At 64.1% G+C, this 25,801-nt stretch carries 23 protein-coding genes; 12 read left to right on the top strand and 11 right to left on the bottom strand.

Annotated elements, in window-relative coordinates:
• The first annotated feature begins 23 nt into the window (after positions 1–23).
• Positions 24–752: a TetR/AcrR family transcriptional regulator gene (locus ACVIN2_RS32800; RefSeq protein ID WP_456768764.1), complete on the top strand. Its 729-nt coding sequence runs from the start codon at positions 24–26 to the stop codon at positions 750–752.
• Between the two features lie 49 nt (positions 753–801).
• On the opposite strand, the gene msrA is transcribed toward ACVIN2_RS32800, so the two are convergent.
• The 6 genes from msrA to ACVIN2_RS32770 form a co-directional block, all read right to left on the bottom strand.
• Positions 802–1,317: a peptide-methionine (S)-S-oxide reductase MsrA gene (gene msrA / locus ACVIN2_RS32795; RefSeq protein WP_456768763.1), complete on the bottom strand. Its 516-nt coding sequence runs from the start codon at positions 1,315–1,317 to the stop codon at positions 802–804.
• A 127-nt stretch (positions 1,318–1,444) separates the two neighbouring features.
• Positions 1,445–1,867, bottom strand: coding sequence for an OsmC family protein (locus tag ACVIN2_RS32790; protein WP_456768762.1), 423 nt, complete (start codon positions 1,865–1,867; stop codon positions 1,445–1,447).
• Between the two features lie 112 nt (positions 1,868–1,979).
• Positions 1,980–2,828, bottom strand: coding sequence for an enoyl-CoA hydratase/isomerase family protein (locus ACVIN2_RS32785; protein WP_456768761.1), 849 nt, complete (start codon positions 2,826–2,828; stop codon positions 1,980–1,982).
• Positions 2,829–2,889: 61 nt separating this feature from the next.
• Entirely contained in the window at positions 2,890–4,203 is a 1,314-nt protein-coding gene (locus ACVIN2_RS32780; protein WP_456768760.1) for an epoxide hydrolase family protein, read from the bottom strand.
• 233 nt (positions 4,204–4,436) lie between these two features.
• Positions 4,437–5,162, bottom strand: coding sequence for a VOC family protein (locus tag ACVIN2_RS32775; RefSeq protein WP_456768759.1), 726 nt, complete (start codon positions 5,160–5,162; stop codon positions 4,437–4,439).
• Between the two features lie 33 nt (positions 5,163–5,195).
• Positions 5,196–5,867, bottom strand: coding sequence for a sensor histidine kinase (locus ACVIN2_RS32770; protein WP_456768758.1), 672 nt, complete (start codon positions 5,865–5,867; stop codon positions 5,196–5,198).
• A 333-nt stretch (positions 5,868–6,200) separates the two neighbouring features.
• Here ACVIN2_RS32770 and ACVIN2_RS32765 point away from each other — a divergent pair, with 333 nt between their 5' ends.
• From ACVIN2_RS32765 to ACVIN2_RS32755, 3 genes are all read left to right on the top strand, one after another.
• Positions 6,201–9,044: an ATP-binding protein gene (locus tag ACVIN2_RS32765; RefSeq protein ID WP_456768757.1), complete on the top strand. Its 2,844-nt coding sequence runs from the start codon at positions 6,201–6,203 to the stop codon at positions 9,042–9,044.
• Positions 9,045–9,162: 118 nt separating this feature from the next.
• Positions 9,163–9,750 carry a hypothetical protein gene (locus ACVIN2_RS32760; protein WP_456768756.1) on the top strand — a complete coding sequence of 196 codons (588 nt, stop codon included), beginning with the start codon at positions 9,163–9,165 and terminating at the stop codon, positions 9,748–9,750.
• A complete protein-coding gene (locus tag ACVIN2_RS32755; protein WP_456768755.1) occupies positions 9,719–9,871 on the top strand; it encodes a hypothetical protein in 153 nt (50 codons plus the stop codon). The genes ACVIN2_RS32760 and ACVIN2_RS32755 overlap by 32 nt, the downstream gene beginning before the upstream one ends.
• Positions 9,872–9,902: 31 nt before the next feature.
• Here the strand turns inward: ACVIN2_RS32755 and ACVIN2_RS32750 are convergent, their stop codons facing one another.
• Entirely contained in the window at positions 9,903–12,785 is a 2,883-nt protein-coding gene (locus tag ACVIN2_RS32750; protein WP_456768754.1) for an ATP-binding protein, read from the bottom strand.
• Between the two features lie 353 nt (positions 12,786–13,138).
• Here ACVIN2_RS32750 and ACVIN2_RS32745 point away from each other — a divergent pair, with 353 nt between their 5' ends.
• Entirely contained in the window at positions 13,139–14,122 is a 984-nt protein-coding gene (locus ACVIN2_RS32745; protein WP_456768753.1) for a helix-turn-helix domain-containing protein, read from the top strand.
• An 82-nt stretch (positions 14,123–14,204) separates the two neighbouring features.
• Here the strand turns inward: ACVIN2_RS32745 and ACVIN2_RS32740 are convergent, their stop codons facing one another.
• Complete coding sequence (locus ACVIN2_RS32740; protein WP_456768752.1) at positions 14,205–16,526, bottom strand: molybdopterin guanine dinucleotide-containing S/N-oxide reductase; 2,322 nt, start codon at positions 16,524–16,526, stop codon at positions 14,205–14,207.
• Positions 16,527–16,855: 329 nt separating this feature from the next.
• Here ACVIN2_RS32740 and ACVIN2_RS32735 point away from each other — a divergent pair, with 329 nt between their 5' ends.
• A complete protein-coding gene (locus ACVIN2_RS32735; protein WP_456768751.1) occupies positions 16,856–17,224 on the top strand; it encodes a RidA family protein in 369 nt (122 codons plus the stop codon).
• A 25-nt stretch (positions 17,225–17,249) separates the two neighbouring features.
• On the opposite strand, the gene ACVIN2_RS32730 is transcribed toward ACVIN2_RS32735, so the two are convergent.
• Positions 17,250–18,194, bottom strand: a complete 945-nt coding sequence (locus ACVIN2_RS32730; protein WP_456768750.1) for a LysR substrate-binding domain-containing protein — start codon at positions 18,192–18,194, stop codon at positions 17,250–17,252.
• A 232-nt stretch (positions 18,195–18,426) separates the two neighbouring features.
• Here ACVIN2_RS32730 and ACVIN2_RS32725 point away from each other — a divergent pair, with 232 nt between their 5' ends.
• The 3 genes from ACVIN2_RS32725 (at position 18,427) to ACVIN2_RS32715 (ending at position 21,430) form a co-directional block, all read left to right on the top strand.
• A complete protein-coding gene (locus ACVIN2_RS32725) occupies positions 18,427–19,362 on the top strand; it encodes an MBL fold metallo-hydrolase (protein WP_456768749.1) in 936 nt (311 codons plus the stop codon).
• 15 nt (positions 19,363–19,377) lie between these two features.
• A complete protein-coding gene (locus ACVIN2_RS32720; RefSeq protein WP_456768748.1) occupies positions 19,378–20,379 on the top strand; it encodes an alpha/beta hydrolase in 1,002 nt (333 codons plus the stop codon).
• A 268-nt stretch (positions 20,380–20,647) separates the two neighbouring features.
• Positions 20,648–21,430 carry a Crp/Fnr family transcriptional regulator gene (locus ACVIN2_RS32715; RefSeq protein ID WP_456768747.1) on the top strand — a complete coding sequence of 261 codons (783 nt, stop codon included), beginning with the start codon at positions 20,648–20,650 and terminating at the stop codon, positions 21,428–21,430.
• Here the strand turns inward: ACVIN2_RS32715 and ACVIN2_RS32710 are convergent.
• Together ACVIN2_RS32710 and ACVIN2_RS32705 are read right to left on the bottom strand one after the other, a co-directional pair.
• Positions 21,405–22,358: a hypothetical protein gene (locus ACVIN2_RS32710; protein WP_456768746.1), complete on the bottom strand. Its 954-nt coding sequence runs from the start codon at positions 22,356–22,358 to the stop codon at positions 21,405–21,407. The two genes, ACVIN2_RS32715 and ACVIN2_RS32710, sit on opposite strands and share 26 nt — an antisense overlap.
• Positions 22,359–22,646, bottom strand: a complete 288-nt coding sequence (locus ACVIN2_RS32705; RefSeq protein ID WP_247350305.1) for a hypothetical protein — start codon at positions 22,644–22,646, stop codon at positions 22,359–22,361.
• A 355-nt stretch (positions 22,647–23,001) separates the two neighbouring features.
• Here ACVIN2_RS32705 and ACVIN2_RS32700 point away from each other — a divergent pair, with 355 nt between their 5' ends.
• From ACVIN2_RS32700 to ACVIN2_RS32690, 3 genes are read left to right on the top strand one after another with little or no spacing between them, the layout of a single operon-like run.
• The gene (locus ACVIN2_RS32700; protein ID WP_456768745.1) at positions 23,002–24,102 is read left to right on the top strand and encodes an inositol-3-phosphate synthase; all 1,101 of its coding nucleotides are present in this window, start codon (positions 23,002–23,004) and stop codon (positions 24,100–24,102) included.
• Entirely contained in the window at positions 24,102–24,701 is a 600-nt protein-coding gene (locus ACVIN2_RS32695) for a histidine phosphatase family protein (protein WP_456768744.1), read from the top strand. The genes ACVIN2_RS32700 and ACVIN2_RS32695 overlap by 1 nt, the downstream gene beginning before the upstream one ends.
• Positions 24,698–25,801, top strand: a complete 1,104-nt coding sequence (locus tag ACVIN2_RS32690) for a CgeB family protein (protein WP_456768743.1) — start codon at positions 24,698–24,700, stop codon at positions 25,799–25,801. Before ACVIN2_RS32695 ends, ACVIN2_RS32690 begins: the two co-directional genes overlap by 4 nt.

Below are 25,801 nucleotides of genomic sequence, written 5' to 3'. Positions count from 1 at the left end.
TTTAATAACGCTCGTTACAAATATTGCACTCCAACGCGGCGATCAAGTGGGCGACCTTGATTTTTATAACGATCCATACAAATATATGTGTGGAGCATGGCAAACGGGGTTCTGACGAAATGGCACGGAAAAAGAGCGAAACGAGCCCGGCGCGCCGGGGACGGCCACCGGCCTACGACGCAGAGATGGCCTTGAAGCGGGCAACCGAAACGTTCTGGAGGACGGGCTATTCCGGTACCTCCCTGGACAAGGTCGCTGCCGCGACCGGCATGAGTCCGCCGAGCCTCTACGCGGTGTTCGGCAACAAGCATGCGCTCTATCTCGAGGCGCTCGCGCGTTATTGGGAGATCAGCCTGACCGCGACGCGTGAGGCTCTCGCCGGGGACCATCCCTTGGACGAAGCGCTGATGCTGGCTTATGACGCGGCGCTGTCGATCTACTTTTCCGGCAAGGGAGCCGCACGCGGCTGCTTCGTGGTGGGGACGGCGGTGACCGAAGTCGCAGAAGATGCCGCGATCCGGAGCAGCGTCGCGGCGGGACTGCGCATGATAGATGCCGATTTCGAAGCCCGTTTCCGCCTCGCGCAGGACAAGGGGGAGCTGAAGCGCGACGCCGATCCGGCGGCGCTTGCCATTCTCGCTTCAGCCACGATGCACACCATTGCCATTCGCGCTCGTGCCGGCGCCCGCCGCTCCGAGCTGAGGGAGATGGCCCGAAAAGCGGTCGATGTGCTCTGCGGAGATCGGCGATGATCTCGCGGATTTCAGCCATGGCTCTCCCCGGCAATACCGACGACCAGTTTTAGCCTGCCGCTGCAGCCCCGCGCCGCGGCAGCTTCCAGTCGGGGCGGATGAAGTGGCAGGTGTAGCCGTCCGGATAGCGTTCGAGATAATCCTGATGCTCCGGTTCGGCTTCCCAGAACTCGCCCGCGGGCGCGACCTCGGTCACGACCTTGCCAGGCCACAGACCGGACGCCTCGACGTCTGCAATCGTATCCCTGGCGATCCGCTTCTGTTCGTCGCTGGAATAAAAGATTGCCGAGCGATAGCTCGTGCCCAAATCATTGCCCTGGCGGTTGAGGGTGGTCGGATCGTGGATCTGGAAGAAGAACTCCAGCATGGTCCGGAAGCTGGTCTTGGCGGGATCGAAGGTGATCTCGATCGCTTCGGCATGACCTTCATGATTGCGGTAGGTGGCATTCTTCACCGCGCCGCCGGTATAGCCGACGCGGGTGGAGACCACACCCGGCTGCCTGCGGATCAGATCCTGCATGCCCCAGAAGCAGCCTCCGGCCAGAATTGCGCGTTCCGTTGTCATCTGTCCGCTCCCGATTGATCGCTCCGTATCAGTGTTATCATATGCATTCGGTGGCCCATCCGAAAGGCAGGCATTTCGCTGATGTCCATCCGGTTGCCAGGCCGGATGGACATTGACACGCCCGGGTCTAGCCCAGCTTGGCGTCGAGCGTGATCGCGGCGTTGAGCACTTTCGACACCGGACAGTTCTTCTCCGCCTCGCCCGCGATCTTGGCAAAACCTGCGTCGTCGAGGTTCGGCACCTTGGCACGCAAGGTCAGCGCCGATTTGCTGATCGTGAAGCCCTTGCCTTCAGGTTCGAGCGTGACCGCGGCTTCCGTCGAGAGCTCGTCAGGTGTGAAACCGGCGAGTTGCAGGCCGAAGGCCAGCGCCATAGTGAAACACCCGGCATGGGCCGCAGCGATCAATTCCTCGGGATTGGTGCCCTTCTCGTTCTCAAAGCGGGTCTTGAACGAGTAAGGCGTCGCGGCGAGCACGCCGGATTCGCTCGACAGTTGACCGGTGCCATCGCGACCGGTGCCTTTCCAGACTGCTGTTGCCTTGCGGATCATCTTAATTCTCCTGGTTGATTTTTTAGCACCGGCGCTCGGTACCGAAGGGAAGCGACATTGGCACGACCACCTGTCGCCGTTCCGGGCCCGGCCGAACGCCGCGGTGGTTCCGTTAGGCGCCAATTTGTCCGACGTGGAAGCCGAGCCGGGTCTCGACGTCGCCGGCGCGGTGGAAGCCGCGCGACATCAGCGCCTTGATGCGGGTCTGACTCGCGGGGCGGCTGAGCGAGGCCAGGAACGCGTCCCATTCCGGCTTGATCTCGACATCCGGCGGCAGGCTCGCGACGTCGACGAGCCGCTTGGTCTCGGCAATCGCCTCCTTGTCGAAGGACGCGATGCGCATAGCCAGCGCCTCGACGAAACCGTCGAGCTCGGCATCCGGCAACGACCGGTTCACATAGCCATAACGTTCGGCGAGATCGCCGTGGATGTCATCGGCGCCGAGCAGAACTTCGAGCGCGCGGCCGCGGCCCATCAGGCGCGGCAAGCGCGCCATCGGCCCGCCGCCGGGCACCAGGCCCGCACCGACCTCCCACTGCGACAGGATCGCCTTTTCGCGGCTGGCAAAGCGCATATCGCTCGCGAGCGCCAGTTCGCTGCCGACGCCGGTCGCGCGGCCCCTGATCGAGGCAATCGAGACGACCGGTGCGCGGCTGAGACGCACCAGCATGTCGGGCAGTGCCTGCAGGCCGGTCGGCCCGGGCGGGATACGAAGCGAATCCTCCAGCGGCGCGAGGAAGTCGTAATGCGTGATGAAGAAGCCGTCGACGGCGCTGTCGAACACCACGACCTTCACCTCAGGATCGGTCTCGATCGCCGTGACGACGTCGTCGAGAAGCGGAAGCTGCTTGGGGCCGAAGATATTGACCGGCGGCATGTCGAAGGTGACACGCCAATACGACGGCAGGCGACGCTCCAGGCGGATTTGGTCGGTCGTGAACGTGCGTTCGGGGCGGTTCATGATTGCATTCCTGTCTGTGGGGAAAGAAGGGAACGCGCGGAAGTGCGCGTCCCCGCAGGTCTCAGATCGACTGACGCAGCGGTCGGAAGGCGGTGCGCATTTCCGCGGAGAACAGCGCGGGCTGCTCCCAGGCGGCGAAGTGGCCGCCCTTGTCGAGGCGGTTGTAGTGCATCAGCTTCGGATAGGCCTTTTCGGTCCAGCTGCGCGGTGCGGCGTAGATCTCGTCCGGGAAGACGCTGACGGCGACCGGGATCTTGATGTGCTTGGGCTCGAAGAATACCAGCTTGTTCTCCCAGTACAGCCGCGCCGAGGACACCGCGGTGTTGGTGAGCCAGTAGAGCGTGATGTTGTCGATCACGTCGTCCCGCGACAGCCCTTCCGTCTTGCCCGCGAACACCCGGGCGATCATCGCGGTGCTACGCGCATCATGGTCGAGCATCCAGGACGCGAGACCCGCCGGCGAATCCACCAGGCCATAGAGCGTCTGCGGCCGGTTGGACATCTCGATCGCGTAGCCGAGACCGTGCTTATAGAAATCATCGAGCTGATCGTAAGCGTAGCGCTCGTCGGCCGAGAGGTTCGACGGCCGCGATCCGCCGGGCTGAAGCGCCTTGGCGATGTCGTCCGGAACTGTCGCGGGCATGTTGGTGTGGATGCCGAGCAGTTCCGGCGGCGCGATCACCGCCATCTGCTCCGTCACGGCATTGCCCCAATCGCCGCCTTGCGCGACATAGCGGTTGTAGCCGAGCCGCTTCATCAGCACGATCCAGGCGCGCGCCACGCGCTGGGGGTCCCAGCCCAGCTCCGTCGGCTTGCCGGAGAAGCCGTGGCCGGGCAGCGACGGGATCACGAGATCGAAGGCGTCCGCCGCCGTCGCGCCATGTGCGGTGGGATCGGTGAGCGGCCCGACGATCTTGATCTGCTCGATGATCGAACCGGGCCAGCCATGCGTGACGATCATCGGCAAGGCATTCTCGTGCCTGGAGCGGACGTGAATGAAATGGATGTCGACGCCGTCGATCTCGGTGACGAATTGCGGCAAGGCATTCAGCCGCGCCTCGATCTTGCGCCAGTCGTAGTCGTTCTGCCAGTAGCTCACGAGCTGCTGCACTGTCGTCAGTTGCACGCCCTGCGATTGATCGGCAACGATCTCACGATCCGGCCAGCGCGTCGCCGCGAGACGGCGGCGAAGATCGAGCAGATCCTGCTCGGGCACGCTGACGTGGAACGGGCGAACCGCCCCACTCACGCCAGCCTTGGCGGAATGCAGCGGCAGCAGGCTCGATACGCTTGCGGCGACCGCGGTCATCGCGGCCTGGCCCAACAATTGACGGCGGTCTGGATTGAGAATGTCGGTACGTGCTTGCGTGGTCATGTTCGATCTCCCTGACTTTGGTCGGTGGCGTTGACGGAATTCGACATCAACGCCTCGGTTCGCCATGCAGAGAGATTGGCGCAGGCTCTGGCAATTTGCTCGTTATGGGTTGTTAGACCGCGTTAGCCGTTGCGAGCCGCGATGCGCGCCGCCAAAGCAACACGGCGCGCGATGAGCTCAGTCATCGCGCGCCGTGTCGGCTTGCATCAGTCGAAGAATCCGTGCTGTCCAGCTCAGGACGGCAGCGGCTGGCCCGCCTGCTCGCGGACGATATAATCGGCGTACCAATCGGCCCAGTTCTCGTCGTGCCCGCCGGTCCGCTTTTCGTGCTCGCCATGTGCCGCCGCCGCGCGGCGCAGTGCTGCGGCCAGCGCAGCCTGCGAAGCGAATGTCGTGCCGTCGTCCGCGATCCGTCCCGGCAATCGCGTCGTGACCTCCTGGAACAACCAGCCATTGCCGTCGGGATCGCTGAACGACGCATATGAGCCGTAGCTGCCGCGCTTCGGGTCAGCACCGCTCACCCGAACGCTGCCGGAGAGATAAGGCTCGTCGGTCCCAGCGTGAACATCGCCGGCACCGTGGAATGGAGCGCTGACCTCGACGCCGCGGTCGAGCAGATCCGTTCGCGCCGCCTCCAGATCGGAGACGATCAGGTACAACCCTCGCGCGGAGCCCGGCGCTGCCGCGGTCACGTTCCTGCCGAAGATCACCGAGCAGGCCGAACCCGGCGGCGTGAACTGGATCACGCGCCAGTCATCGCCGGAGGCAAAATCGGCGTCCAGTCGCCAACCGAGACGCGCGTAGAAGGCCTTGGCGCGATCGACATCGGCCACGGGGATTACGATCACCTCGAGGCGCTGATCGACGCTAGGCGAGGTCGACGGCGTCTTCGCAGACTTGTTGGAAGGCTTATTGGAAAGCTTGGCCGCGGCGTCGCGGTCGATTTCGGTAGTGGCCATGTCGAACTCCCTGGGTTGGATCTAAGACGAGCTTCAAGCAACTGCGATCGGCATCACGATGGTTACGCGTGTGCCGTCTTCTCCCGCTTCGCCCTGCAGCCGGGCGTGAATGCTGCGTGCGAGTCCTTCGAGAATCCGGCTGCCGGTGCCCTGAAGCGGCCCGGTCGCGCCGATCCCGTCGTCTGTTACCGTGCAGAACCAGGCGCCGTCGCGATTGGCCATCTCGATGCGGATCAGCGCATCATTCCGGTCCGGGAAGGCATGCTTGGCCGCATTCGTCACCAGCTCCGTCAGCATCAGCGCGAGCCGATGGCATTGCGACGCCGGCAGCGTCCCGCTTTCGATCGCGGCCTCGCAGCGGATGCCCGCCGGCTCCAGCACCGCCTCGGAAATCGCTCCACACAGGTTTTCGAAGAAGGCCGCCACCGGGATCGCCGTATGGTCGTCATTGTCGGACAAGAGTTGATAGAGCCTGCCGAAGGCGACGATGCGCCGCTCGAGCCGGTCCGCTGCAAGCGACACATCCCTGGTACCCGTTCGGGTGAAATCGCGGCGGACTGACGCACCGAGTATCGTCAGCGTGTTCTTCATCCGATGGTGGGACTCCCGCAGCACGAGCTCCCAGTCACGCGACTGATCGTCCAAACTTGCCACAAATTGAGATCGAACGACGTCGTCATTCGGCCGAGCATTGATACCGGACATCGTAGCCTCCCCGTTGGAATTAACGCCAAACTCGGAACGGATACTGGATGCAGTTCGTGCGCATTGCTCGTTAGACGTTGCAAGATTCTGTTATGATGGCGGTACGACGACCGGCACTCCGAACGTGAGCTGGTCGGTCAAGCAAGCTGCCGGGTTGTCCAGATCGCTTCGAAAGAGGCCCGCGTTTGAGTACAATTTGCGACGGATCGTCGCGCGCGACCGGCCAATTGCCGGCACCCTCCACGCGATTTCGCCACTTTCGACCAGTTTACTCAGGGTTCCCTTCTGCTAGATCAAAGTGCAGAGTTCAGCTCTCACTGGAATGATTGGCCCGTGCCGGACGCTAACAATCAGGATTCGGCCATTGCTTTCGGGCCATTCCGGCTGTTCGCAAAGACGCGGCTGCTCGAGAAGGACGGCGCCCCGGTTCACCTCGGCGGCCGCGCGCTCGACATTCTCGTCTTTCTCGCCGAGCGCGCCGGCGAGGTCGTGGACAAGCGTGAGTTGATCCGGCGGGTCTGGGCCGACGTGAACGTGGACGAAGGCAGCCTGCGCTTTCACATCACGACGCTGCGCAAGGCCTTGGGCGATCCGGGCGAAGGCTCCCGCTACGTCGTCAACGTCCCCGGACGAGGTTATTGCTTCACGGCCGCGCTGCTCCGGGCCGCCCCTTCGGAGAGCCGAACCAGCCTGCCCGTTGCTGCGCCGCGCTCGCTGCCCTCGCCGCTCGCGAAGATGATCGGGCGGGACGATGCGGTCGAGAGAATTTCCGCCGAGCTTGCCTTGCATCGCTTCGTCACGATCGTCGGTCCCGGCGGGATCGGCAAGACTTCGGTTGCGCTGGCGGTAGCGCATCGCGAGCTCCAGGCCTTCGACGGCCAGGTGTGTTTTGTCGATTTCGGCGCACTGAGGGAGACCCGGCTCGTTGCCGGAACGATTGCGGCCGCGCTCGGCCTGACGGTCAATTCCGACGATCCGATGCCGGGGCTGCTGACGTTCCTGCGCAGCCGGCGGATGCTGCTGGTCTTTGACAGTTGCGAGCACATCCTCGACGATCTCGCCCCTCTGGCCGAGCGCATCGTCCGGGAAGCGGGCGAGCTGCATATTCTCGCCACCAGCCGCGAATCTTTCCGCGCCGAAGGTGAGCGTGTCCATCGGCTGTTTCCATTGGATTGCCCGCCACAGCGCGACGGGCTCGGCATCGCCGACATCCTTGCCTATCCTGCAACTCAGCTCTTCGTGGAACGCATCGCAGAGAGCCTGAGCGAGTTCGAACTCAGCGAAGAGGATGCGCCGCTCGTGGCCGATATCTGCCGTCGGCTGGACGGCATCGCGCTCGCGATCGAGCTCGCGGCCGGGCGTGTGAATGCCTATGGCATCGCCGGGACCGCCTCTCTGCTCGACAGCCGTTTCTCGTTGCTGTGGCGCGGGCGGCGCACCGCTGTGCCGCGGCACCACACCCTGAGTGCGGCACTCGCCTGGAGCTATGATCTGCTGCCGGCAACCGAAAGCGCAACGCTGCGCGGATTGTCGGCATTCGTCGGGCCATTCACCCTGGAAGCCGCGCTTGCGGTCGCATCCTGTCAGGGCATTGGCGAAGCAGAAGCCTCCGAGGCGATCTCCAATCTGCTTTCCAAATCGCTGATCGCGACCTCGCCCGCGGAGCGGCGGCTGCGCTATCGCCTGCTCGACACCACACGTGCTTTCGTCGCGGAGAAGTTCGTCGAGAACGGCGAAGCGGACCGCGTCGCACGCGCCCACGCCGAATATTTCCGCGACTTCCTGCGCGACATCGCTCTCCAATCCACGGGCATGCAGAGCGCCGGTGGCTTTCTTCCCTATGCCGACCACCTGCCCAATGTCCGGGCCGCGCTGACCTGGAGCTTTTCAGACGACGGGGACCGAACGATCGGCGTGGATCTGGCGGCATCAGCGGCGCAATTCTTTCTCGAGCTGACACTGCTGACGGAATGCTACCGCTGGACCCAGCAGGCGCTGGCGTCCCTCGACGCGAGTGCGGTGGAGGGCCGCAATGAAATGATCTTGCAGGCGGCGCTCGGCGTCTCCGCGATGTTCACGCAGGGCAATACCGAAGCGGTCCGCTCGGCGTTCACGCGCAGTCTCCAGCTTGCGCGGGAGCTCCAGGATTTGCACTGGCAGCTCTGGCTGCTGCGCGGATTGCACATCTATCTCACCAGGGTCGGGGATTTTCACGGAGCACTCGAAACCGGCGAACAGGGCGAGAGCGTCGCGCGGAAGTTGAACGATCCCGCCAGCACGCTGAACGTCGAATGGATGCTGGGCGTCGCCCATCATTTGATCGGCAACCAGGACAAGGCGGTGCAGCTCTGCGAGAGCGCGATGTTGCATAATCCCGGCTCGCAGCGGCTGAATATCGGGCATCTCGGCTATGACGACCGCATCATCGCACTGGTGGCGCTGGCGCGCGGGCTTTGGCTCACCGGCCGGCCCGATCGCGCGATCGAGGCGTCCAGATACACCATTCGCGAAGCCGAGCTGCTGGAACAGCCGCTTACTCTCGGTATTTCCTTGATCTGGACCATCTACGTGTTCCTGTGGGTCGGCGATCTGGCCAATGCGGAAATCCTGATCGAGCGGCTGATCGATCATTCCGCGCGGCACTTCCTCGGGCCCTATCACGCGGTCGGCATCGGCCAGAAGGGTGAGCTGCTGCTTCGCCGCGGCGACGTCGCCGCCGGCATCGAGCACCTCCGCCGCAGCCAGGCCACGCTGTACGCGACGCGACATCGGATCATGACGACGGTGTTTGCGACCGCGCTCGCGGAGGGGCTTGCCTCCCAGAACCAAGCCGACGAAGCCTTGCAGACCATCAATGATGCCATCGCAGAGATTCCCGATCATGGCGAATCCTTCGACATGCCGGAGATGCTCAGGGTCAAGGGCGACATCCTCGCCAGGTCGGGCAACGCGGCGGAGGCCGAAAGCTGCTTCCGGGACTCGCTTGATCTGTCACGTCGCCAATGCGCGCTCGGCTGGGAGCTGCGGGGAGCCATCAGTCTCGGCCGGGTCTGGCGCCAGGCCGGAAAAGCCCGAGACGCCCGCGTCCTGATCACCCCGCTCGTCGCGCGGTACCAAGAGGGCCTCCAGACCCGTGATCTCGTCGCAGCCAGGGAGCTCCTTGCGGCGCTGAATTGAGTGTATCTTCAACGGGATACCGCAAGAATTTCCGCTCGCAACTCCTAACAAATTCTAACACGCCAAGCCGCATCCGCCCCGCCATGGTGCTGGCACTTCACGGTGGATATGGCGGGACATGGCGCTTCTTGACGATGTAATTGATGCCAGCGGCGGAATGGCCCGCTGGAATAGCTTGAGCCGGTTCACGCTTCACCTCTCCGTCGCCGGAACGCTGTTCTCCAGCACCGGACATGCCAGCGAATTCAAGGACGTGACGGCGGAGGGCTCGACCCGCACGCAGTCGGTCCGCTTCACCGGCATCACCGGAGGCGAACACTCCGGCTCTTTTCAGCCTGACGCGATCACGATCGAAAGCCTCGAGGGTGAGATCCTCAGGACCTGGCCCAATCCGAGCCTTGCGTTCACCGAGACCGGTTCGCCCGCGCTCGCAGACGAACTGCATCTCGTGTTCTTCTGCGGCGTCGCGATCTGGAATTATCTGACCAATCCATTCCTGCTCGCTCATCCAGATGTCGTGGTGGAGGAACTGCCACCGTGGCAGGAGAACAACGAGTCATGGCGGCGGCTGCGGGCGCAGTTCCCGCCGGGCCTGATCACGCTCGCGCCCCGAGCAGATCTTCTATTTCGACGACAACGCGTTGCAACGGCGGACCGACCACGATCTGTTCGGCATGAAAGTCGCGCATTACTCCTGGGCCCATGACAGCTTCGGCGGCATCGTGGTGCCGACGCTCCGACGCGCGCAGACGCTGCGGCCCGACGGAACCGTGGTCGCCAAGCCCGTGCTGATGGACGTCGAGATCTTTGACGCCGTCTTCGAGTAGCGGCACGCGCGAGAAATTGGCTTCGACTTCATCAGGCCGTCGGCTCGTTCAGCATGCGCCGTGCCGCAATGAGATCGGCGGTCTCGAATCCTTCCGAGAACCGGGCATAGGTTTGAGTGAGCTGTTCCAGCGGATTCTTCCCACGATGCCGGATTCGAAGCCGTGCCAGCGACATCTCGGCTCGCAGCCGCCAGGATAACGCGCCCTGCTGTTCGGCGAGCGAGATCGAGGCGACAATATCCGCCTCGGCCGCGTCGAGATTGCCGCCATGGGCCTCCAACTCTCCCCGCAGACGGAGCAGCTCGGGCATGTCGAAGGCACCGCCTTCCTGCTCGACCCGCGCAATGGTCTCGTGAAGAGCCTGAATGCCTTCCGTCAATTGTCCCAACGTGACCAAGCCTCGGGACAGATCCGCGGCGAACGCCGAGGCATAGAGCTCGTAGCGATCGGCGTGCAGGCGTGGAAGCGCACTTCGCATCAGGTCGACGCCGCCGGCCACCTCGCCCCGAGCAATCATGCTCTGCGCTCGAAAACCCGCCGCGACGGCTTCGTAGGGCACGAGTCCGTGCATGCTCGCATGCGCGGCCAGGCGATCGGTCATGGCCTCGACTGACGACCAGTCGCCAATCCAGCCGAACACCGAAGCGGACCAGCATAATGCGATACAATGCATGACCACGTCCTGCGGCGCTGAAGCGCCGACGAGCGGCCGGATGCATTCAAGCGCACGATCGGGAAAGCCGCGCAGCCATAGCACGCGCGCGAGCGGGATCTGCGGTGTGCGTGAATAGGCGAAATGCCCAGGTTGCGTCCCGCGGAGCGCAGCGTCGTCGCGCAGGCCCTGCTCGAGATGGGCTTGCGCCTCGGCCTGGTCTCCGGCGAGGTGATATGACACGCCGAGCAGCGCTTTGCTCCCGGCGATGCCCGCGGTATCGCCGATGACACGGGCAATCCGCTCGGCGTGAAGCGCAGTCGGCACCAGATGCCGATAGCGACCGGTCCGGCGGTAGAACATGTTGAGCCGGGACAACAGCCTGAATGTGTTGGCGTGATCGGACAGCGCTTCCGCTATTTCCAGCCCGCGCCTGAGCGCCGCTTCCGCCTGCTCGCTGTTACGTTCGGTGAACATGAAGGCGTGACCGAGCGTCGACTGAAGCTCGAGCTCCCATGCGCCGCCCCGGTCGGCCTCGTCCAGCATTGCAAGTGCGCGATCGGACCAGATGCGGGCCTCGTTCAGCAAATTGAGTTCGACGAACAGCCTTGTGCAGCTACCGGCGAGCGGCACGCGCAAGCCGGCGCCGTCGTCGTTGGCATAAGCCCATTGCAGCGCAGCGCGGGCATCGGCGAGCAGGCCCGCGCGCTCCTGCAAACGTGACGCATGATCGCTGCCCTCCTTGTCTCTCATGCCCGCTTCGAGCGTGCAATGAACATAGAGAGCGTGACGGTGCGCTATCTCGGCCAGCTGTCCGCCGTCGGCCAGTTTCTGCAGAGCATAGGCGCGCGTTGCGTCGAGCAGGCGATAGCGCCGCGATGCGCCGTCCGGCTGGGTGGAAACCAGCGACTTCACCACGAGTTGCTCCAGCGCCTCGACGACGCGGTCCTCCGCCATCTCCGCCGCGGCCGCGACGGCTGTCGCGCCTTTCAACGTGAAGTGACCTGCGAAGACGGCGAGGCGCTGAAATACGATCCGCTCGCTCTCGCCGATCAGACCGAAACTCCAGTCGAGCGTAGCGCCGAGCGTCTGCTGCCGCGGCGGCGCCGTCCGCCGCCCGCGCCATTCGAGCTGCAACCGGTTGTCGAGCAGCGCCGCCATCTCGCGCAGTCCATACAGACCGACGCGTGCGGCAGCCAGCTCGATCGCCAGCGCGATGCCGTCGAGCTTGCCGCAAATCCGGGCCAGGACTTCGGCATCCTCGTCGGTGATGTCGTCGCGATGCCCCGCCGCGACGGCGCGATCGACGAACAGGCGCACGGCGGGATAGGCCAGCACCTCGCCGGCACTAAGGCGGGTGCCCTGCGGCGGACCAGGGAGCGCAACGAGCTCGAAAATCTGCTCGCCTTCCACCAGCAGCGACTCGCGGCTGGTTGCGAGGATGACGATGCCAGGCGCCTCCCGGTAGATGGTTTCTGCAAGGCGCGCGACCTCGTCGATGACGTGCTCGCAGCTGTCGAGCACGAGAAGCAGGCGGCGGCTGCGCAGGAAGTTGATGATGCTGGCCGTGGGATCATCGTGGTGCACGACGAGGCCCAACGCGGCGGCAACCGTGCTCGCGACCAGGGCCGCGTCCTTGAGCGGACCGAATTCCAGGAAATGGACGTTGCCCTCGAAGCTATCGCACATCTCGTGCGCGAGCGCGGTCGCGACGGTGGTCTTGCCGATGCCGCCCGGCCCTCGCAGCGTGACGAAGCGATCGCGGAGCAAGCGCGCCGCCAACTCGGCCACGGCGTCCTCTCGCCCGACCATCCGGTCCAATCGGCGCGGCAGCGACGGTGGCGGCGCCGCCCTTTCAGGCGCACGCGACGCCGGCGCAGCTACCTCCGCGCGCTCGCCACGCCGCACGGGCGCGACGAAGCAATAGCCCCGGCCCGGAATGGTGGTGATGTAACGTGCACCGTCCTTTCCGTCGCCGAGCACCTTGCGAAGCTCCGCGACATGGACTCGCAGGCTGACCTCCTCGACGGAAAGTCCGAACCACGCATAACCGAGAATTTCGTCCTTCGGGACCACTTCGCCGGCGCGACTGACCAGCAGGCGCAAAATATCCATGGCCCGGCTGCCGAGCCTGACCGGCAAGCCATCCTTCTCCAGCAGCCGCGACCGAAGCGAAAATGGCCCGAACGCGACGGCATCGAGATCCAGAATCGTCGCGGCGTCGCTGCCGCGGGGGCCATGTCCGGCCGAGAGCTCGGTCATTTCCGACTCATCCTGAGGGCCGCTCCATCGAAATGCGGCGCGACTATACCCGGCACCGATGCGAGGTCCAGCGAGGGCAACGCATGGAACGCACACCGCCGCATCGATCTCCTCGCGACGTCCGGCGCTCTCCTGAATCGGGTCGAGAATGCGCAAATATCTGATAAATTGTACAAAAAGGACGCTTCCTGAGACGGGATGCCGCACCTGATGCGCTCCCACAAAAACTAACACATCCTAATCACCACTAACGAGCTTGCAGGTCAGCTCACGCCTATCCTCTCAACATGGAAAGCAGGGCTTTGCGCGTTTGCTGGTTGCAAACAGCGGAGAACGCCCGGAGAGGACGAACGATGTTGACCAATTTGCAGGCAGGTGATGCCTGGATTGAATTTCCGGGCGCATCGGGGGATTGCGAGATCCCTCAGGCAACACAAGGGGTCATTCGCGAGCGTCAATGGCGTCAGATCGATCCGCGCAAGGGGGCGGCGGCCGAGGACATCGCGATCTCGCGATGGGAGGACCCGCGGAGCACCTCGTCGCACCAAGCGACGACGCCTGAGGATCGCTATTTCGTCGGCGTCGCCCTGAAGACCACGCGGGCGAAACTGACCCGGGATCGCCAAGTCATTTTCGACGGGGCCATGCCCGCGGGCACACTGTATCTCACCGCGCCGTCGAAGCCCCTTGCCGTGCAATTCCAGGCGCCATGCGCTTTCTTGCACATTTACATTTCCGCGGATCAATTTCCGGCACAATTTTCCGGCACCGAGGGATTGAATGATCTCGTCCTGTTGCGCGATCCGCTCGCAGCCGAGCTTGCCAAGGCGCTGATCGAACTTGGCGACGCCGCGGACCACGAGTTTACGCGCTGCATTGGCCAAACCCTTGCGATGCATCTCGCGCGCCTGGAATTGCCACGCGCCAGGGTCAATGCCTTGCCGAAATGGCGGCTGCGGCGCGTCGAGCAATATGTCGCCGATCATTTCCACCGCTGCATCAGCCTGTCCGAACTCGCCAACGTCGCCGGCCTGTCCAGAATGCACTTTGCGGCGCAGTTCCGCGTCGCGACCGGTTACCGGCCCCGCGAATATCTTCTCAATCACCGGATCGAGCATGCCAAGATGCTGCTGGCAACCACCGAGCGGCCGCTGGCGGAGATCGCGCTTGCGGTCGGCTTCAGCACGCAGGCGCATTTTTCGACCGTGTTCAAGCGCATCAGCGATCAATCCCCGGCACGCTGGCGCCTCGCCAGCAAGGCCGAACGGCGAGAGATGCAAGCATTCCCGCCGCGTCGTCCTTCTACGGAGAGAGACTGGATCAGCGCAGCCGCGTGAACATTCGCTCGCGCCCTCATCCTCCCGGGCCTGCGAGCCACTCGGGGCCGTCCCGGTACCACACAGGGCGGCCCCTTTTTTTCTACACCGGATCGAAAGCCCGGATCGGCGGCAGATTGCCGGCGAACTTCTCGACCTCGACTGTCGTGAGCTGGCCGGTGCAGCCCTGCGCAAAGGACGAGGTGCCGACGTCGCGGGTGAGTACGTTCGGATTGCCGTGCACGCAGAGCGGCGCGTCGTCTTCGGGGTCCATCGGGTCGTACCAGGCGCCGGTCGGCAGCTGGACCACGCCGGGCGCGATGCCGTCGGTGACGTGAACCGCGGCGAGACAGGCTCCGCGCGCGTTGAACAGCCGGATGATATCGCCGTGCTTGATGCCGCGCGCGTCAGCGTCCCCAGGGTTCATGCGCGCGACCTCGCGGCCGCGATGTTTGCTTTGAAGCGAATGACCACCGAAATCGAGCTGGCTATGCAGACGCGTCACCGGCTGGTTGGCGACCAGGAAGCACGGCGTCTCCGGCTTGGGCATGTCGGACTTCTCCAGCCAGACCGGATGGCCCGGGCAATCCGCATCGCCATGACCCGCGATCTTGGCGGAGAATATTTCGATGCGACCGCTCGGCGTCGGCAAAGCGTGATTGACGGGATCGTCGCGGAAGCGGCGCAGCCGGCCGCCATCGTCGGGCTGTTGCGGCACCACCAGGCTGCCGCGCTGCCAGAACTCTTCGAAGCTCGGCGCCTCCAAACCGCGCGCTTCGAGCGAGGCGCGGGTCGGCTCATAAAGATGTTCCAGCCACTGCCGTGACGTCCGCCCCTCGGTGAAGGGTTCGCGCGCGCCGAGACGGTCGGCGAGATCGGCAAAGGTCTCGTAGTCGTCGCGCGCAAGGCCGAACGGCTCGGCGATCCGGTGCATGGCGACCATCAGAGGATCGTTGCTGGAATAGCCGATGTCTTCGCGCTCGAGCGTCATCGTCGAGGGCAGGACGATGTCGGCGTGCCGGGCCGTGGCAGTCCATGCGAGCTCGTGCACGACCAGCGTGTCGACTTTCGCAAACGCCTTGCGCAAACGATTGATGTCCTGGTGGTGATGGAAGGGATTGCCGCCGGCCCAGTAGACGAGGCGGATATCCGGATAGGTGCGCGTCTCGCCGTTGTAGCGATAGGTACTGCCGGGATTGAGCAGCATGTCGGCGATGCGCGCCACCGGAATGAAATCGCGGACAGCGTTGCGGCCCTGCCCCAGTGTCGGCCCCGGCACGTCGTTGACGCGGCGGCCGTAATAGCCGATCGCCCCCAACGAATAGGCGTAGCCGCCGCCGGAGAGGCCGATCTGGCCGAGCACTGCCGCCAGCACCATGCCCATCCACACCGGCTGCTCGCCATGCTCGGCGCGCTGGAGCGAATGAGAGACGGTGATGAGCGCACGCTTGCCGGCGAGCCGGCGCGCCAGCTTGCGGATTGTGTCAGTGTCTACGCCGCAGATCGCGGCGGCCCATTCGGCGTGCTTGGGTTGGCCGTCGCTCTCGCCGGTGAGATAGCGCAGGAAGACGGGCCATCCCTCGGTGTAGCGATCAAGGAAGGCCTGGTCGTGCAGGTTTTCCGCGATCAGCGTATGAACGATACCGAGCATCAGCGCGGTGTCGGTGCCGGGCACGCATGTCATCCATTCGGCGCCGGCCTCGACGGGCAGGTCTTCGCGCAACGGGCTGACCAGGATGAACTCGCAGCCGCGGCGGCGCGCAGCTTCCATCGCGCCGCGCTCGACATGCTTGCTGATCGAGCCGCCTGCGACCATCGAGTTCTTCAGCGCCATGCCGCCGAACGCCAACACGATTTCGGTATCAGCCGCGATCTGTTCCCAGGTGACGTTGCGCTTGGTGATGTCCTCGTAGCCGCAGAGGATCTGCGGCAGCAGCACCGAGGACGCGCCGGAGGAATAGGAGTTCACCGAGCGCACATAGCCGCCCAAGGCGATGTTGAGGAAGCGATGCACCTGGCTCTGGGCGTGGTGGAAGCGGCCGGCACTCGACCAGCCATAGGAGCCGCCGAACACCGCGCCGGGGCCGCGCGTGTCACGGATGCGTGCCAGCTCGTCACCGAGCAGATCGAGCGCCTTCTCCCAGCTGACGGAGACGAATTCGTCGCGGCCGCGGCGATCGTCCGGACCGGGACCGCGTTCGAGCCAGCCGCGGCGGATCGCCGGTTGGGTGATGCGCGCCTGATGGCGCAGCGCGCCGGGAAAATTGTCGATGATGCGGTTCGGATCGGGATCGCCCGCATACGCCCTGACCTCGAGCCCGGCCTCGCCTTGACGTGCCGAGAACACGCCCCAATGCGAGGTGTGCGGCTTGAAGCCGTCGGACAGGTCGAGGCCCGGGTCGGGGAAGCCAATCGTATCGTCCATCGTCGCATTCCTTGTTCCGGTCGCGGCACCGTCCCGGCCGCACCGATGTCATCCGGATAGCAGTATAGCGATCCGCTCTTCGATGTCGTCGGGTCAGGGCCGGCGAAAATGCCGGGCGCTCGTGCAAAGACAGCTTGACGAACGTTCGCGGGGACGACCGGCGGCGATTTTTCGACCAATTTGTACTTTTATTTTCAACGCTTTAGTCGGCTGCAGTCAGAGCCGTGCGGTCCGTCTTCCGACAAGACCTGGCGCGAGATCTCTTGCGACGACACTGACATTGAAATGTGCGATATCCCGGCCTGTCACACAGCAACATCGGTCCCATCATGATCAAGCGCGTCTTGCCCTATGAAGGTCTGCTCCACGAAGTGGTCGAGCACAATGGCGTGCTGTACATCGGTGGCATCGTCCCCGAGGACACGACGCTCGACATGTCGGGCCAGGCCAACGACGTCCTCGGGCAGTTGGCGCAGTTGCTCAAGACCCTCGGATCCGATCTTAGCAACGTCTTGCAAGTGACCATCTACATGGCCAGCCTCAAGGAAAAGGCAGAGTTCAATGCGGCCTGGAAGGCGCATTTTGCAGAGGCTCATCTGCCGGCGCGCGCCGCGATCGGCGTCGCCGATCTCGGTCCCGGCGTCAAACTCGAGATCACGGCCATCGCCGCTCGAGGATCATCAAGTCTAGATGCGTGAACTGGTGCGGTTGAGGCAAGTCGAATCAGGAGGCGGCCGCTTGATACAGGCACTCGCGTAGCCAGGCATGAGCTCCGTCCTCCTGATTGCGCGGATGCCACAGCGCAACGATACGCGCTGGCGGCAGATCGAGCGGCGGCGGCGTAAGATCGAGCTCGTGGGAAAATCGCATCAGAAAGCGTCGCGGCAGGGTGCAGATACAGTCGCTGTGGGCAAGGATGACCGGCGCCAGCGCATAGGTTTGAATCGAGACGGCGACGCGTCGGGAACGTCCGAGCGCAGCCAGCGCATCGTCGACGAGGCCTGAGAAGCCGCCGCCGTCGGCAGAGATCAGCAGATGATCGAGCGCGCAAAAGCGATCGAGGTCGAGCGCGCCGTTGCCGCGGGGATGCCCCTTGCGCTGCGCGGACAGGAAGCTGTCCTCGAAAAGCGGGCGCTGCATCAGATCGCCATGTGCCCCATCAGCCCCCGTCACCAGAATGTCGATCTCGCCCCGCTCAAGCCGATCGACGACGTCGCGCGTAGGATGGACGAAGGCCAGCCGCGCCCGTGCGGCCGTGGCGGTCAGCCGCGCGACGAATCCGGGCGCCAGCGTCACGGCTGGATTCTCATGGATGGCAACGACAAAGGTGCGCTGGCTGCGGACCGGGTCGAACACGGTCGGCCCCTCGACCATGCGACGGAGCTTGCCGAGCACGTCCGCCAGCTCCGCCTGCAGCTCCACCGCTCTCGTCGTCGGCACCACGCCGCGGCCAGCCGCCGCAGGCACGAACAACGGATCAGCAAAGACCTGTCGCAGCCGGTTCAACCGAGCCGAGAGCGCCGGCTGGCCGATGTTCAGGCGCGACGCCGCGCGCGTGACGTTCCGCTCGCGCAGCAGAGCCTCCAGGGCGAGCAATAGGCCAAGGTCGATCTCGGCGAGATCGGTGTCGTCGGCCGGCCGACCTGGACCGTGTTCCGCATCCGGCATCGGTCCTCCTCCGTTCAAGGCACATGATCGCGGCCGGACGAGCCGCGATGAGAGAGGTAAAGCCAAAATGGCGATCTGAGAAGCCACGCTGATGGCCTTTCGATATCGACGGGGTCGATGGGACCTATCGAGCCCACGGCCCTCCCGGCGGCGTGGCGCGCTTCGTACTTCCCGGTCACGGCGGCGCTGGCAATCAGGCCGGCTCAGCCACGACCTGGAGTGGAGGACCTTGATGACGCAAGCGACGAAAACCTATCGCGTTGGCGATGCTACCGTCACGCGGATCGATGAGTTGCGGCTCGCCGCATTCAAGTTCGAGGCCCTCTATCCTGACGCCGAGCCGGATGCGCTGGCGCGTCATCGCGACCGGCTGGAGGCGGGCTCGTTCGATCCTGCGACCGGCACCTTTATTCAGAGCATCCACAGCTGGCTGGTCAAAACCCCGCACCACACGATCCTGATCGACACGGCGACCGGCAACGACAAGAACCGGCCCGACATCCCGCCGCTCCATCGTCTGAACGAGCCCTTCCTGGCGCGGCTGGCCGCGGCGGGCGTCGCCCCGGAACAGGTTGACTACGTTCTGCTCACGCATGTCCATGCTGACCACGTCGGCTGGAACACGCGCCTGGTCGACGGCCGCTGGATTCCGACGTTCCCGAATGCGACCTACGTCTTCTCCGGGATCGAGCAGGCCTATGGCGAGAGCCTCGCGGCGGGCAACGACCCCACTGGGGCAGCGCGCCCGGACCCGGCGCTCGGCCCGGCGGTGCGCAAGCCGGCCGATCGCGTCTATGACGACAGCGTGCGGCCGGTGATCGAGGCCGGCCTTGCCAAGCTCATCTACGTAAATGGTGAGGAGGTCCTGGACGGCATCTCCTTCATTCCGACGCCCGGCCACAGTATCGATCACGCGTCGATCCGCCTCGTGTCACGGGGCCAGCAGGCGCTTTTTGCCGGCGACGTGATGCACCATCCGCTGCAGGTGTATGAGCCTTCGCTCAATTCCTGCTTCTGCGAATTTCCCGAGGCCGCCTTGCGCTCGCGCGCCAGCGTCCTGGAGGACGCAGCCGAGCGTGGCGCAACCGTCTTCACCACCCATTTCGCACAATCGTCCGTCGGACGCATCGACCGACGCGGCGATCGCTTCGCCTGGCAATTCCTCTAATCAAGGAGACCGATCATGGACCAGCAAACTTGCGCGCAGGCACACGGGCCCGACATCGTGGTCGAGGATCTCATGATCCCGAGCGACACGGCCGGCATCTCGCTTCACTTGCGCAACAAGCGACACGCGGCGCTCACGACGTTTTCCGCCGAGCGAACCATCCTGATGATGCATGGCGCGACCTATTCGTCCGAAAGTCTGTTCGATGCGCCGCTCGGCGGCATCTCCTTCATGGATTATCTGGCGGGGCATGGCTACGACGTCTTTGCACTCGACGTGCGCGGCTATGGCGGATCGACGCGTCCGCTCCAAATGGACGTGGCGCCCGAGGACTCAGAGCCGCTTGTGCGCACCGAGGTGGGCGTGCGCGATCTCGCCAGCGCAGTTCAACACATCCTGAAGCAGCGCAACATCATGCAGCTCAATCTGGTCGCGATGTCCTGGGGCGGCTCCGTGGCCGGCGCTTACACGGCGGGCAATAACGACAAGATCGTAAAGCTCGCGCTGGTCGCGCCGCTGTGGCTGCTGAAGGGCCCGGCTCCGATCGATGCGGGCGGCCGCCTCGGGGCCTTTCGCAACGTCCCTGTTCTGGACTTCAGAGAGCGCTGGCTTTCGGCAGCGCCGGAAGCAGCGCGATCAAGTCTAATTCCGGCAGGCGGCTTCGAACTGTGGGCGAACATCTCGCTCGCGACAGACCCGCAGGCCAGCGCAGGAGCTCGTCCGCTCATGCGTGCCGTGAACGGCCCGATCCTGGACATCCGCGAATACTGGGCCGCCGGCAAGGCCCTTTACGACGCCAGCGACATTCGCGTGCCGGTGCTTCTGGTCCACGCCGAATGGGACCGGGACGTGCCCATCAGCTCGGCGCAGGACTTCTTCCTCTCACTGAAACACGCGCGATATCGGCGATGGGTCGAGATCGGCGAAGGCACGCACATGGTTCTGCTGGAGAAGAACCGGTTGCAGGCGTTCGACGCGATCAATCAGTTTCTCTCGGAACAGTATGAGCATGACTAGCGCAATCTCCGCGAATCCCGCCGCGAGAACACAGATGCTTCGCCTGAGCGCGCCTCGCGCTCCCGGTTCCCGAATCGTCCGATCCTTGAGGACGATCGCATGCGCCGTCTACTGTTCCGGAACTGTTTGACCGATGGTCCTTCCGACTTCTGGGCGCACGTTGGGCAGACAAACAATCACCTGCTTGGAGTGAAACTATCAAAGTTTAATGCGCTCTGTCGTTCTCATCGATCAGATTGGGGACGGGTTCTGAGTTGTTAGGCGACCAATGCAGGCAGGATTTGCGTTCTCCAAGCTCGCCGACCGGTTGGCGAGCCTCACTCCCGTAACGGCCGACGATCTCCACCTGCTCGCGGACATGGCAAGCACAATCGCGCATCTCAGTTCCCGTCAGGCCGTTTTGCGGCATGGCGATGATGCCACCCAGTGCTGCCTGCTCCTTCAGGGATATCTGTCCTGGCAGGATGCAGAGAGTGCGGACGGGCAGATCACATCAATCCATGTTCCCGGTGACATCGCCGATCTACACACGCTTTATCGTCCTCGCGTTGACGGCAACCTGATCGCGCTCGGGCCTGCCATCGTCGCTCTCGTGCCACACCGCTTTTTTCACGATTTGTCCGCGCGTTCGCCCGCTATGGCTCGCGCATTGCTGCTGATGCTGCTCACCAGCCACGCCATTCAGCGCAACTGGACAGTGAACCTGGGTAGCCGTGATGCATTGACGCGCGTGGCGCATCTGCTGTGCGAGATCACCACCCGCCTGCAAAGCGTCGGCTTGGCGAGAGATCTCAGGCTGCCGTCACCCTTTACCCAATCGGATCTTGCCGCAGCATGCAGCATCTCCCCGGTCCACGCCAACCGCACGATTCAGGAACTCCGACGATGCAATCTCCTGCAGTGGCAGGGTAAGACGGTAACGATCACGGACTGGCCAGGCCTCGTCCGGCTCGCAAGATTCGATCCGACTTACCTGGGCATTCCGTCCAGCCGCGACGATGCGTCGTCCTCGCGTCTCAGGCCACTTACGGCGGACCTTGCGCTCGCTTGAGCCCGTTCCGGACGACACCTTGGTGGATTGCGGAGCGTGCAATCAGGGCCTCCCGCACCTCTCCAAGGACGCTATCCCAATTGCCTGGTGTCCTCTGATGAAACAGCCGCAGGCTCGGATACCAAAGGGAATGGGACTCGGATGACGGCCAACGCCAGTCGCAATCCGCATGCAACAAGACCCACGCGTCACAGCCGAGTGCTCCCGCGAGATGAGCCACCATGGTGTCGACGCAAATGAGCAGATCGAGCCGCTGGAGGAGATGACCGAGAACCGTAACGTCAGGCGTACTGACGTCCTTCGCGCCGATCTCGGCCAGCTCGCGCGTCCGGGCCCCGCGTTGCAGTGAGCAGAGCGTCACGCCGGGCACGGCAAGTTGCCCTAGCAGGGACGGCGGGATGGTCCTTCGCTTGTCCCAGTTGCCAACCTCCCAAACCAGGCCGACGGCAAGACCTTGTGGCAGTGGTAGCTCAATCGCCGACGGCAGCGAAACGTAAGGTGCGCGCATTTCGACCTGCTCCCGCCTCGCCCTTATGGCATGCGGCACCTCCATAATCTCGATATCGACCTCGAAGTCGACGTCAGGTGCACCGTCGTGGAGCGCAAAGGCCCGATCGACGCCGGCCGCTCGCTCAACCAGCGGCCGAAGCTCGCTCTGGCACCAGACCGTGACGCGGCGCGCGACGCCACGAAGCGGCCGCATGAAGCGCAGGAACTGGATGGTGTCGCCGAGCCCGTGGTAACAGCGGACCAGTACATCCTTGCCCCTCAGCTCCTCGCCGCGCCAGATGCGCTGGAGGTGACGAGGCCCGGTATGCTTGGGGGGATACGCAAGCACCGTCAGATCGCGGTCATTGATCGCCCAGGCGCGTTCGAACTCGCCTGCCCGCATCGCCTCGGTCCAGCTGCCCGACACGTGGTGATCCAACTAGCGTCGCACGAATTTGTGAAAGCGGCTCGGCTTACCGTCCTTGGTCTGGTCCTGGTGGAGGAAGGCAATGCCGGCCTCGTCGAACTTGGTGAAGAATTCGTCCCAGCCGATCCGGTCGAGCCCTTCGTCGGGCGGATCGAAATCGATGCGCAGGATGCCGGCGTGTCCGTCCTCCTCGGTAGCCTTGACCGTCGCGGGCTTTCCGCCGCGCTCCTCCGCCCATTTCCGGATCACGTCATGGCTGGTGGTCTGCTGGGCTTCGCTGGTTTGTGATTTGGATGACATGTGACACCTCGATTTCTGACAAAGAGCAAGCGACGGTTAGGTCGTCGCGTCAGACTGTTTCGCCGTGAACGCCGGACGCGAGGATTTGTTCTTTTGTAGGCCGGACTCTCTCAAAGCATCATCTTCTTCATCTTCATCATGGCAGCGTTTCGTTCCCGCCAACCTGCCCGGGATTCTATCCCAGGTTAAGCGCGCGCAATTTTTTCGGCCGAAATCCGACGTGAGGCGGACATAGTGCCGTGAGTTCAGGAACGAACATACGTTCCTCACGTTCGCCGACGTACTTACGTCAACACTGCAAGTCTTCAACACTGCATAACTTCAACGCTGCACGTCTTCCGGAGGGCCTCGATCCATGCATTCTCGTCTTCAGGACAGGCGGCGTGTGCGCGTCGGCATCGTCGGTGTCGGCAATTGTGCGAGCTCCTTCGTTCAGGGGCTCTCCTATTACGGCGACGCCAAATCGAATGAGCCGGTACCTGGGTTGATGAACGCCGATCTCGGCGGCTACCACATCAGCGACATTCAGGTCTCGTCGGCCTTCGACGTCCATGCCGGCAAGGTCGGACGCGACGTGGCCGAGGCGATCTTCGCAGCGCCGAACAACACCCACCGCTTCTCCGACGTCGCGCCCACCGGCGTCGTGGTCCAACGCGGCCCGGTCATGGACGGCGTCGGCCAATATCTCAAGGACGACGTTCCGATCGCGGATGTCCCGGAAGCCGACGTCTCCGAAGTGCTCGCGACATCGCGGACGGACGTGCTTGTGTCCTATCTTCCCGTCGGTTCGCAGCGCGCGAGCGAATTTTACGCCGCGCGCGCGATCGAGGCCGGCTGCGGCTACGTCAATTGCATCCCGGTCTTCATTGCCTCGAATCCCGACTGGCGGCGGCGTTTCGAGGATGCAGGCCTGCCGATCGTCGGCGACGACATCAAGAGCCAGGTCGGCGCCACCATTCTGCACCGTGTGCTCGCCAATCTTTTCCGCGAACGCGGCGTGCGGCTGGACAGAACCTACCAGCTCAATGTGGGCGGCAACACCGATTTCAAGAACATGCTCGAGCGCGAGCGGCTGACGTCAAAGAAGATCTCCAAAACCCAGGCCGTGACCAGCCAGTTCGATGTGCCCATGGATGCCGACAATATCCATGTCGGCCCGAGCGACCATGTGCCGTGGCTGACCGACCGAAAGCTGGCCTTTATCCGCCTGGAGGGCACGACGTTCGGCGGTGTTCCCTTGAGCGCCGAAGTCAAGCTCGAGGTCTGGGACTCCCCGAACTCGGCGGGCGTCGTGATCGACGCGGTCCGCTGCGCCAAGCTTGCCATGGACCGCGGGCAGGCCGGCGCGCTGACGGGCCCTTCGAGCTATTTCATGAAGTCGCCGCCTCAGCAGTTCACCGACGAGGAAGCCGGACGGCGAACGCGCGCCTTCATTGACGACAAGGCGTACACCTGATGGCGAAGATCATTCATCTGATCCGCCACGGGCACCATGCCCTGCTCGGCCGCACGCTCTGTGGGCGGATGAAGGGCGTAGAGCTCGATGATCTCGGCTGCGAGCAAATCGCGCGATGTGCTGATACCTTCACGCCGCCGCCGAGCATGGTTCAGTCGAGCCCGCAGCGGCGCTGCATGCAGTCGGCCTGCATCCTGGCGGCGCACTTCGGCTTGCCGGTCGAGATCGTGCCGGCACTCGACGAGCTCGACTACGGCGAATGGACCGGACTGTCGTTCGAGGCGCTCGCCCGGGCCCCCCGATGGTCGCGCTGGAACGAACAACGCGGAACGAACCGCCCGCCGGGCGGCGAAAGCATGCGGTCGCTCCAGAAGCGCGTCGTCGCCCATCTGGAGCAGCTGCGCAATGATCATGGTAGCGGCACGGTCGTCGTCGCCGTCAGCCATGCCGAACCGATCCGCGCGGCGCTGCTGCATTATTCCCGGAAAGAGCTCGACGACTTCCTCTCGATCGAGATCGATCCCGGCAGCGTCAGCACCCTCAGCGTCGACAATCGCGGAATCAAGATCACCGGGATCAACCAGCGGGTGCCAGCGTGAAGATCGTTATTTTCGGCCTGACAATTTCCTCATCCTGGGGCAACGGTCACGCCACCTTGTGGCGAGGGCTTTGCAAGCATCTCGCGCGAGCCGGCCACAGCGTGGTCTTTTTCGAGCGCGACGTGCCCTACTACGCCGGCGCGCGGGATTTGCACGAACTGCCCGGTGGGCACTTGCGCCTGTTTTCAAACTGGGACGATGTGCTTCCTTTGGCGCGCAGCGACATTCGCGATGCCGATGTCGCGATCGTGACCTCCTATTGTCCCGACGCGATCGCCGCGACGGAGCTCGTCCTGTCCGAGGGTCGTGCGGTGCCCGTGTTCTACGATCTCGATACGCCGGTCACGCTGGCGAAGCTCATGGCTGGCGAGGCCGTTCCCTATATCGGGCCGCGCGGCCTGCGGGATTTCGCACTGGTGCTGAGCTTCACCGGCGGTTCCCGCATCTGCAACGAATTTCGCGACAGGCTCGGCGCTTGCAATGTCCGCCCGCTCTACGGCCATGTCGATACGGACACCCATCGACCGGTGCCGTCGCAGCCGCATTACCGTGCGGATCTGTCCTATCTCGGCACATATTCGCAGGATCGCCAGCGCGCGCTCGAGGCTCTGTTCGTCGAACCCGCACGCAGCAGGCAGGATCGGCGCTTCCTGATCGGGGGTGCACAGTACCCGGAGGATTTTCCCTGGTCGCCAAACATCTACTTCGTGCAGCACTTGCCGCCGTCTGAGCACGCGTCGTTCTTTGCGTCGTCCCGGCTGACACTTAACGTCACGCGCCGGGCCATGGCGGAGATGGGCTGGTGCCCCTCCGGCCGCCTGTTCGAAGCCGCTGCCTGCAAGGCCCCGCTGCTCAGCGACGACTGGCCGGGACTCGATGAATTCTTTGTACCCGGGCAGGAGATCCTGATCGCACGCGATGCGAAGGACACGCTTGCCGCGTTGACGATGGCCGACGCCGAGCTTCAGCACATCGCCGGGCGCGCATATGAACGGACCATGGATCAGCACACATCCGACAAGCGCGCAGCCGAACTGATTTCGCTGCTCGAGCAGACGGCATCCCTCGGCGCACGCCGACAGCAACCCGAGGAGGCCTGA

The sequence above is a fragment of the Bradyrhizobium sp. USDA 3650 genome (genome assembly GCF_054057395.1).
This window is presented reverse-complemented; position numbering and strand designations above follow the sequence as displayed.

Coding starts and splice junctions, on each gene's coding strand:
- ACVIN2_RS32735 (WP_456768751.1), top strand. CDS start 16,856: ATGATCAAGCGCGTCTTGCCCTATGAAGGTCTGCTCCACGAAGTGGTC.
- ACVIN2_RS32750 (WP_456768754.1), bottom strand. CDS start 12,785: ATGACCGAGCTCTCGGCCGGACATGGCCCCCGCGGCAGCGACGCCGCG.
- ACVIN2_RS32720 (WP_456768748.1), top strand. CDS start 19,378: ATGGACCAGCAAACTTGCGCGCAGGCACACGGGCCCGACATCGTGGTC.
- ACVIN2_RS32740 (WP_456768752.1), bottom strand. CDS start 16,526: ATGGACGATACGATTGGCTTCCCCGACCCGGGCCTCGACCTGTCCGAC.
- ACVIN2_RS32785 (WP_456768761.1), bottom strand. CDS start 2,828: ATGAACCGCCCCGAACGCACGTTCACGACCGACCAAATCCGCCTGGAG.
- ACVIN2_RS32780 (WP_456768760.1), bottom strand. CDS start 4,203: ATGACCACGCAAGCACGTACCGACATTCTCAATCCAGACCGCCGTCAA.
- ACVIN2_RS32755 (WP_456768755.1), top strand. CDS start 9,719: ATGAAAGTCGCGCATTACTCCTGGGCCCATGACAGCTTCGGCGGCATC.
- ACVIN2_RS32695 (WP_456768744.1), top strand. CDS start 24,102: ATGGCGAAGATCATTCATCTGATCCGCCACGGGCACCATGCCCTGCTC.
- ACVIN2_RS32790 (WP_456768762.1), bottom strand. CDS start 1,867: ATGATCCGCAAGGCAACAGCAGTCTGGAAAGGCACCGGTCGCGATGGC.
- msrA (WP_456768763.1), bottom strand. CDS start 1,317: ATGACAACGGAACGCGCAATTCTGGCCGGAGGCTGCTTCTGGGGCATG.
- ACVIN2_RS32730 (WP_456768750.1), bottom strand. CDS start 18,194: ATGCCGGATGCGGAACACGGTCCAGGTCGGCCGGCCGACGACACCGAT.
- ACVIN2_RS32770 (WP_456768758.1), bottom strand. CDS start 5,867: ATGTCCGGTATCAATGCTCGGCCGAATGACGACGTCGTTCGATCTCAA.
- ACVIN2_RS32745 (WP_456768753.1), top strand. CDS start 13,139: ATGTTGACCAATTTGCAGGCAGGTGATGCCTGGATTGAATTTCCGGGC.
- ACVIN2_RS32705 (WP_247350305.1), bottom strand. CDS start 22,646: ATGTCATCCAAATCACAAACCAGCGAAGCCCAGCAGACCACCAGCCAT.
- ACVIN2_RS32775 (WP_456768759.1), bottom strand. CDS start 5,162: ATGGCCACTACCGAAATCGACCGCGACGCCGCGGCCAAGCTTTCCAAT.
- ACVIN2_RS32700 (WP_456768745.1), top strand. CDS start 23,002: ATGCATTCTCGTCTTCAGGACAGGCGGCGTGTGCGCGTCGGCATCGTC.
- ACVIN2_RS32715 (WP_456768747.1), top strand. CDS start 20,648: ATGCAGGCAGGATTTGCGTTCTCCAAGCTCGCCGACCGGTTGGCGAGC.
- ACVIN2_RS32760 (WP_456768756.1), top strand. CDS start 9,163: ATGGCGCTTCTTGACGATGTAATTGATGCCAGCGGCGGAATGGCCCGC.
- ACVIN2_RS32725 (WP_456768749.1), top strand. CDS start 18,427: ATGACGCAAGCGACGAAAACCTATCGCGTTGGCGATGCTACCGTCACG.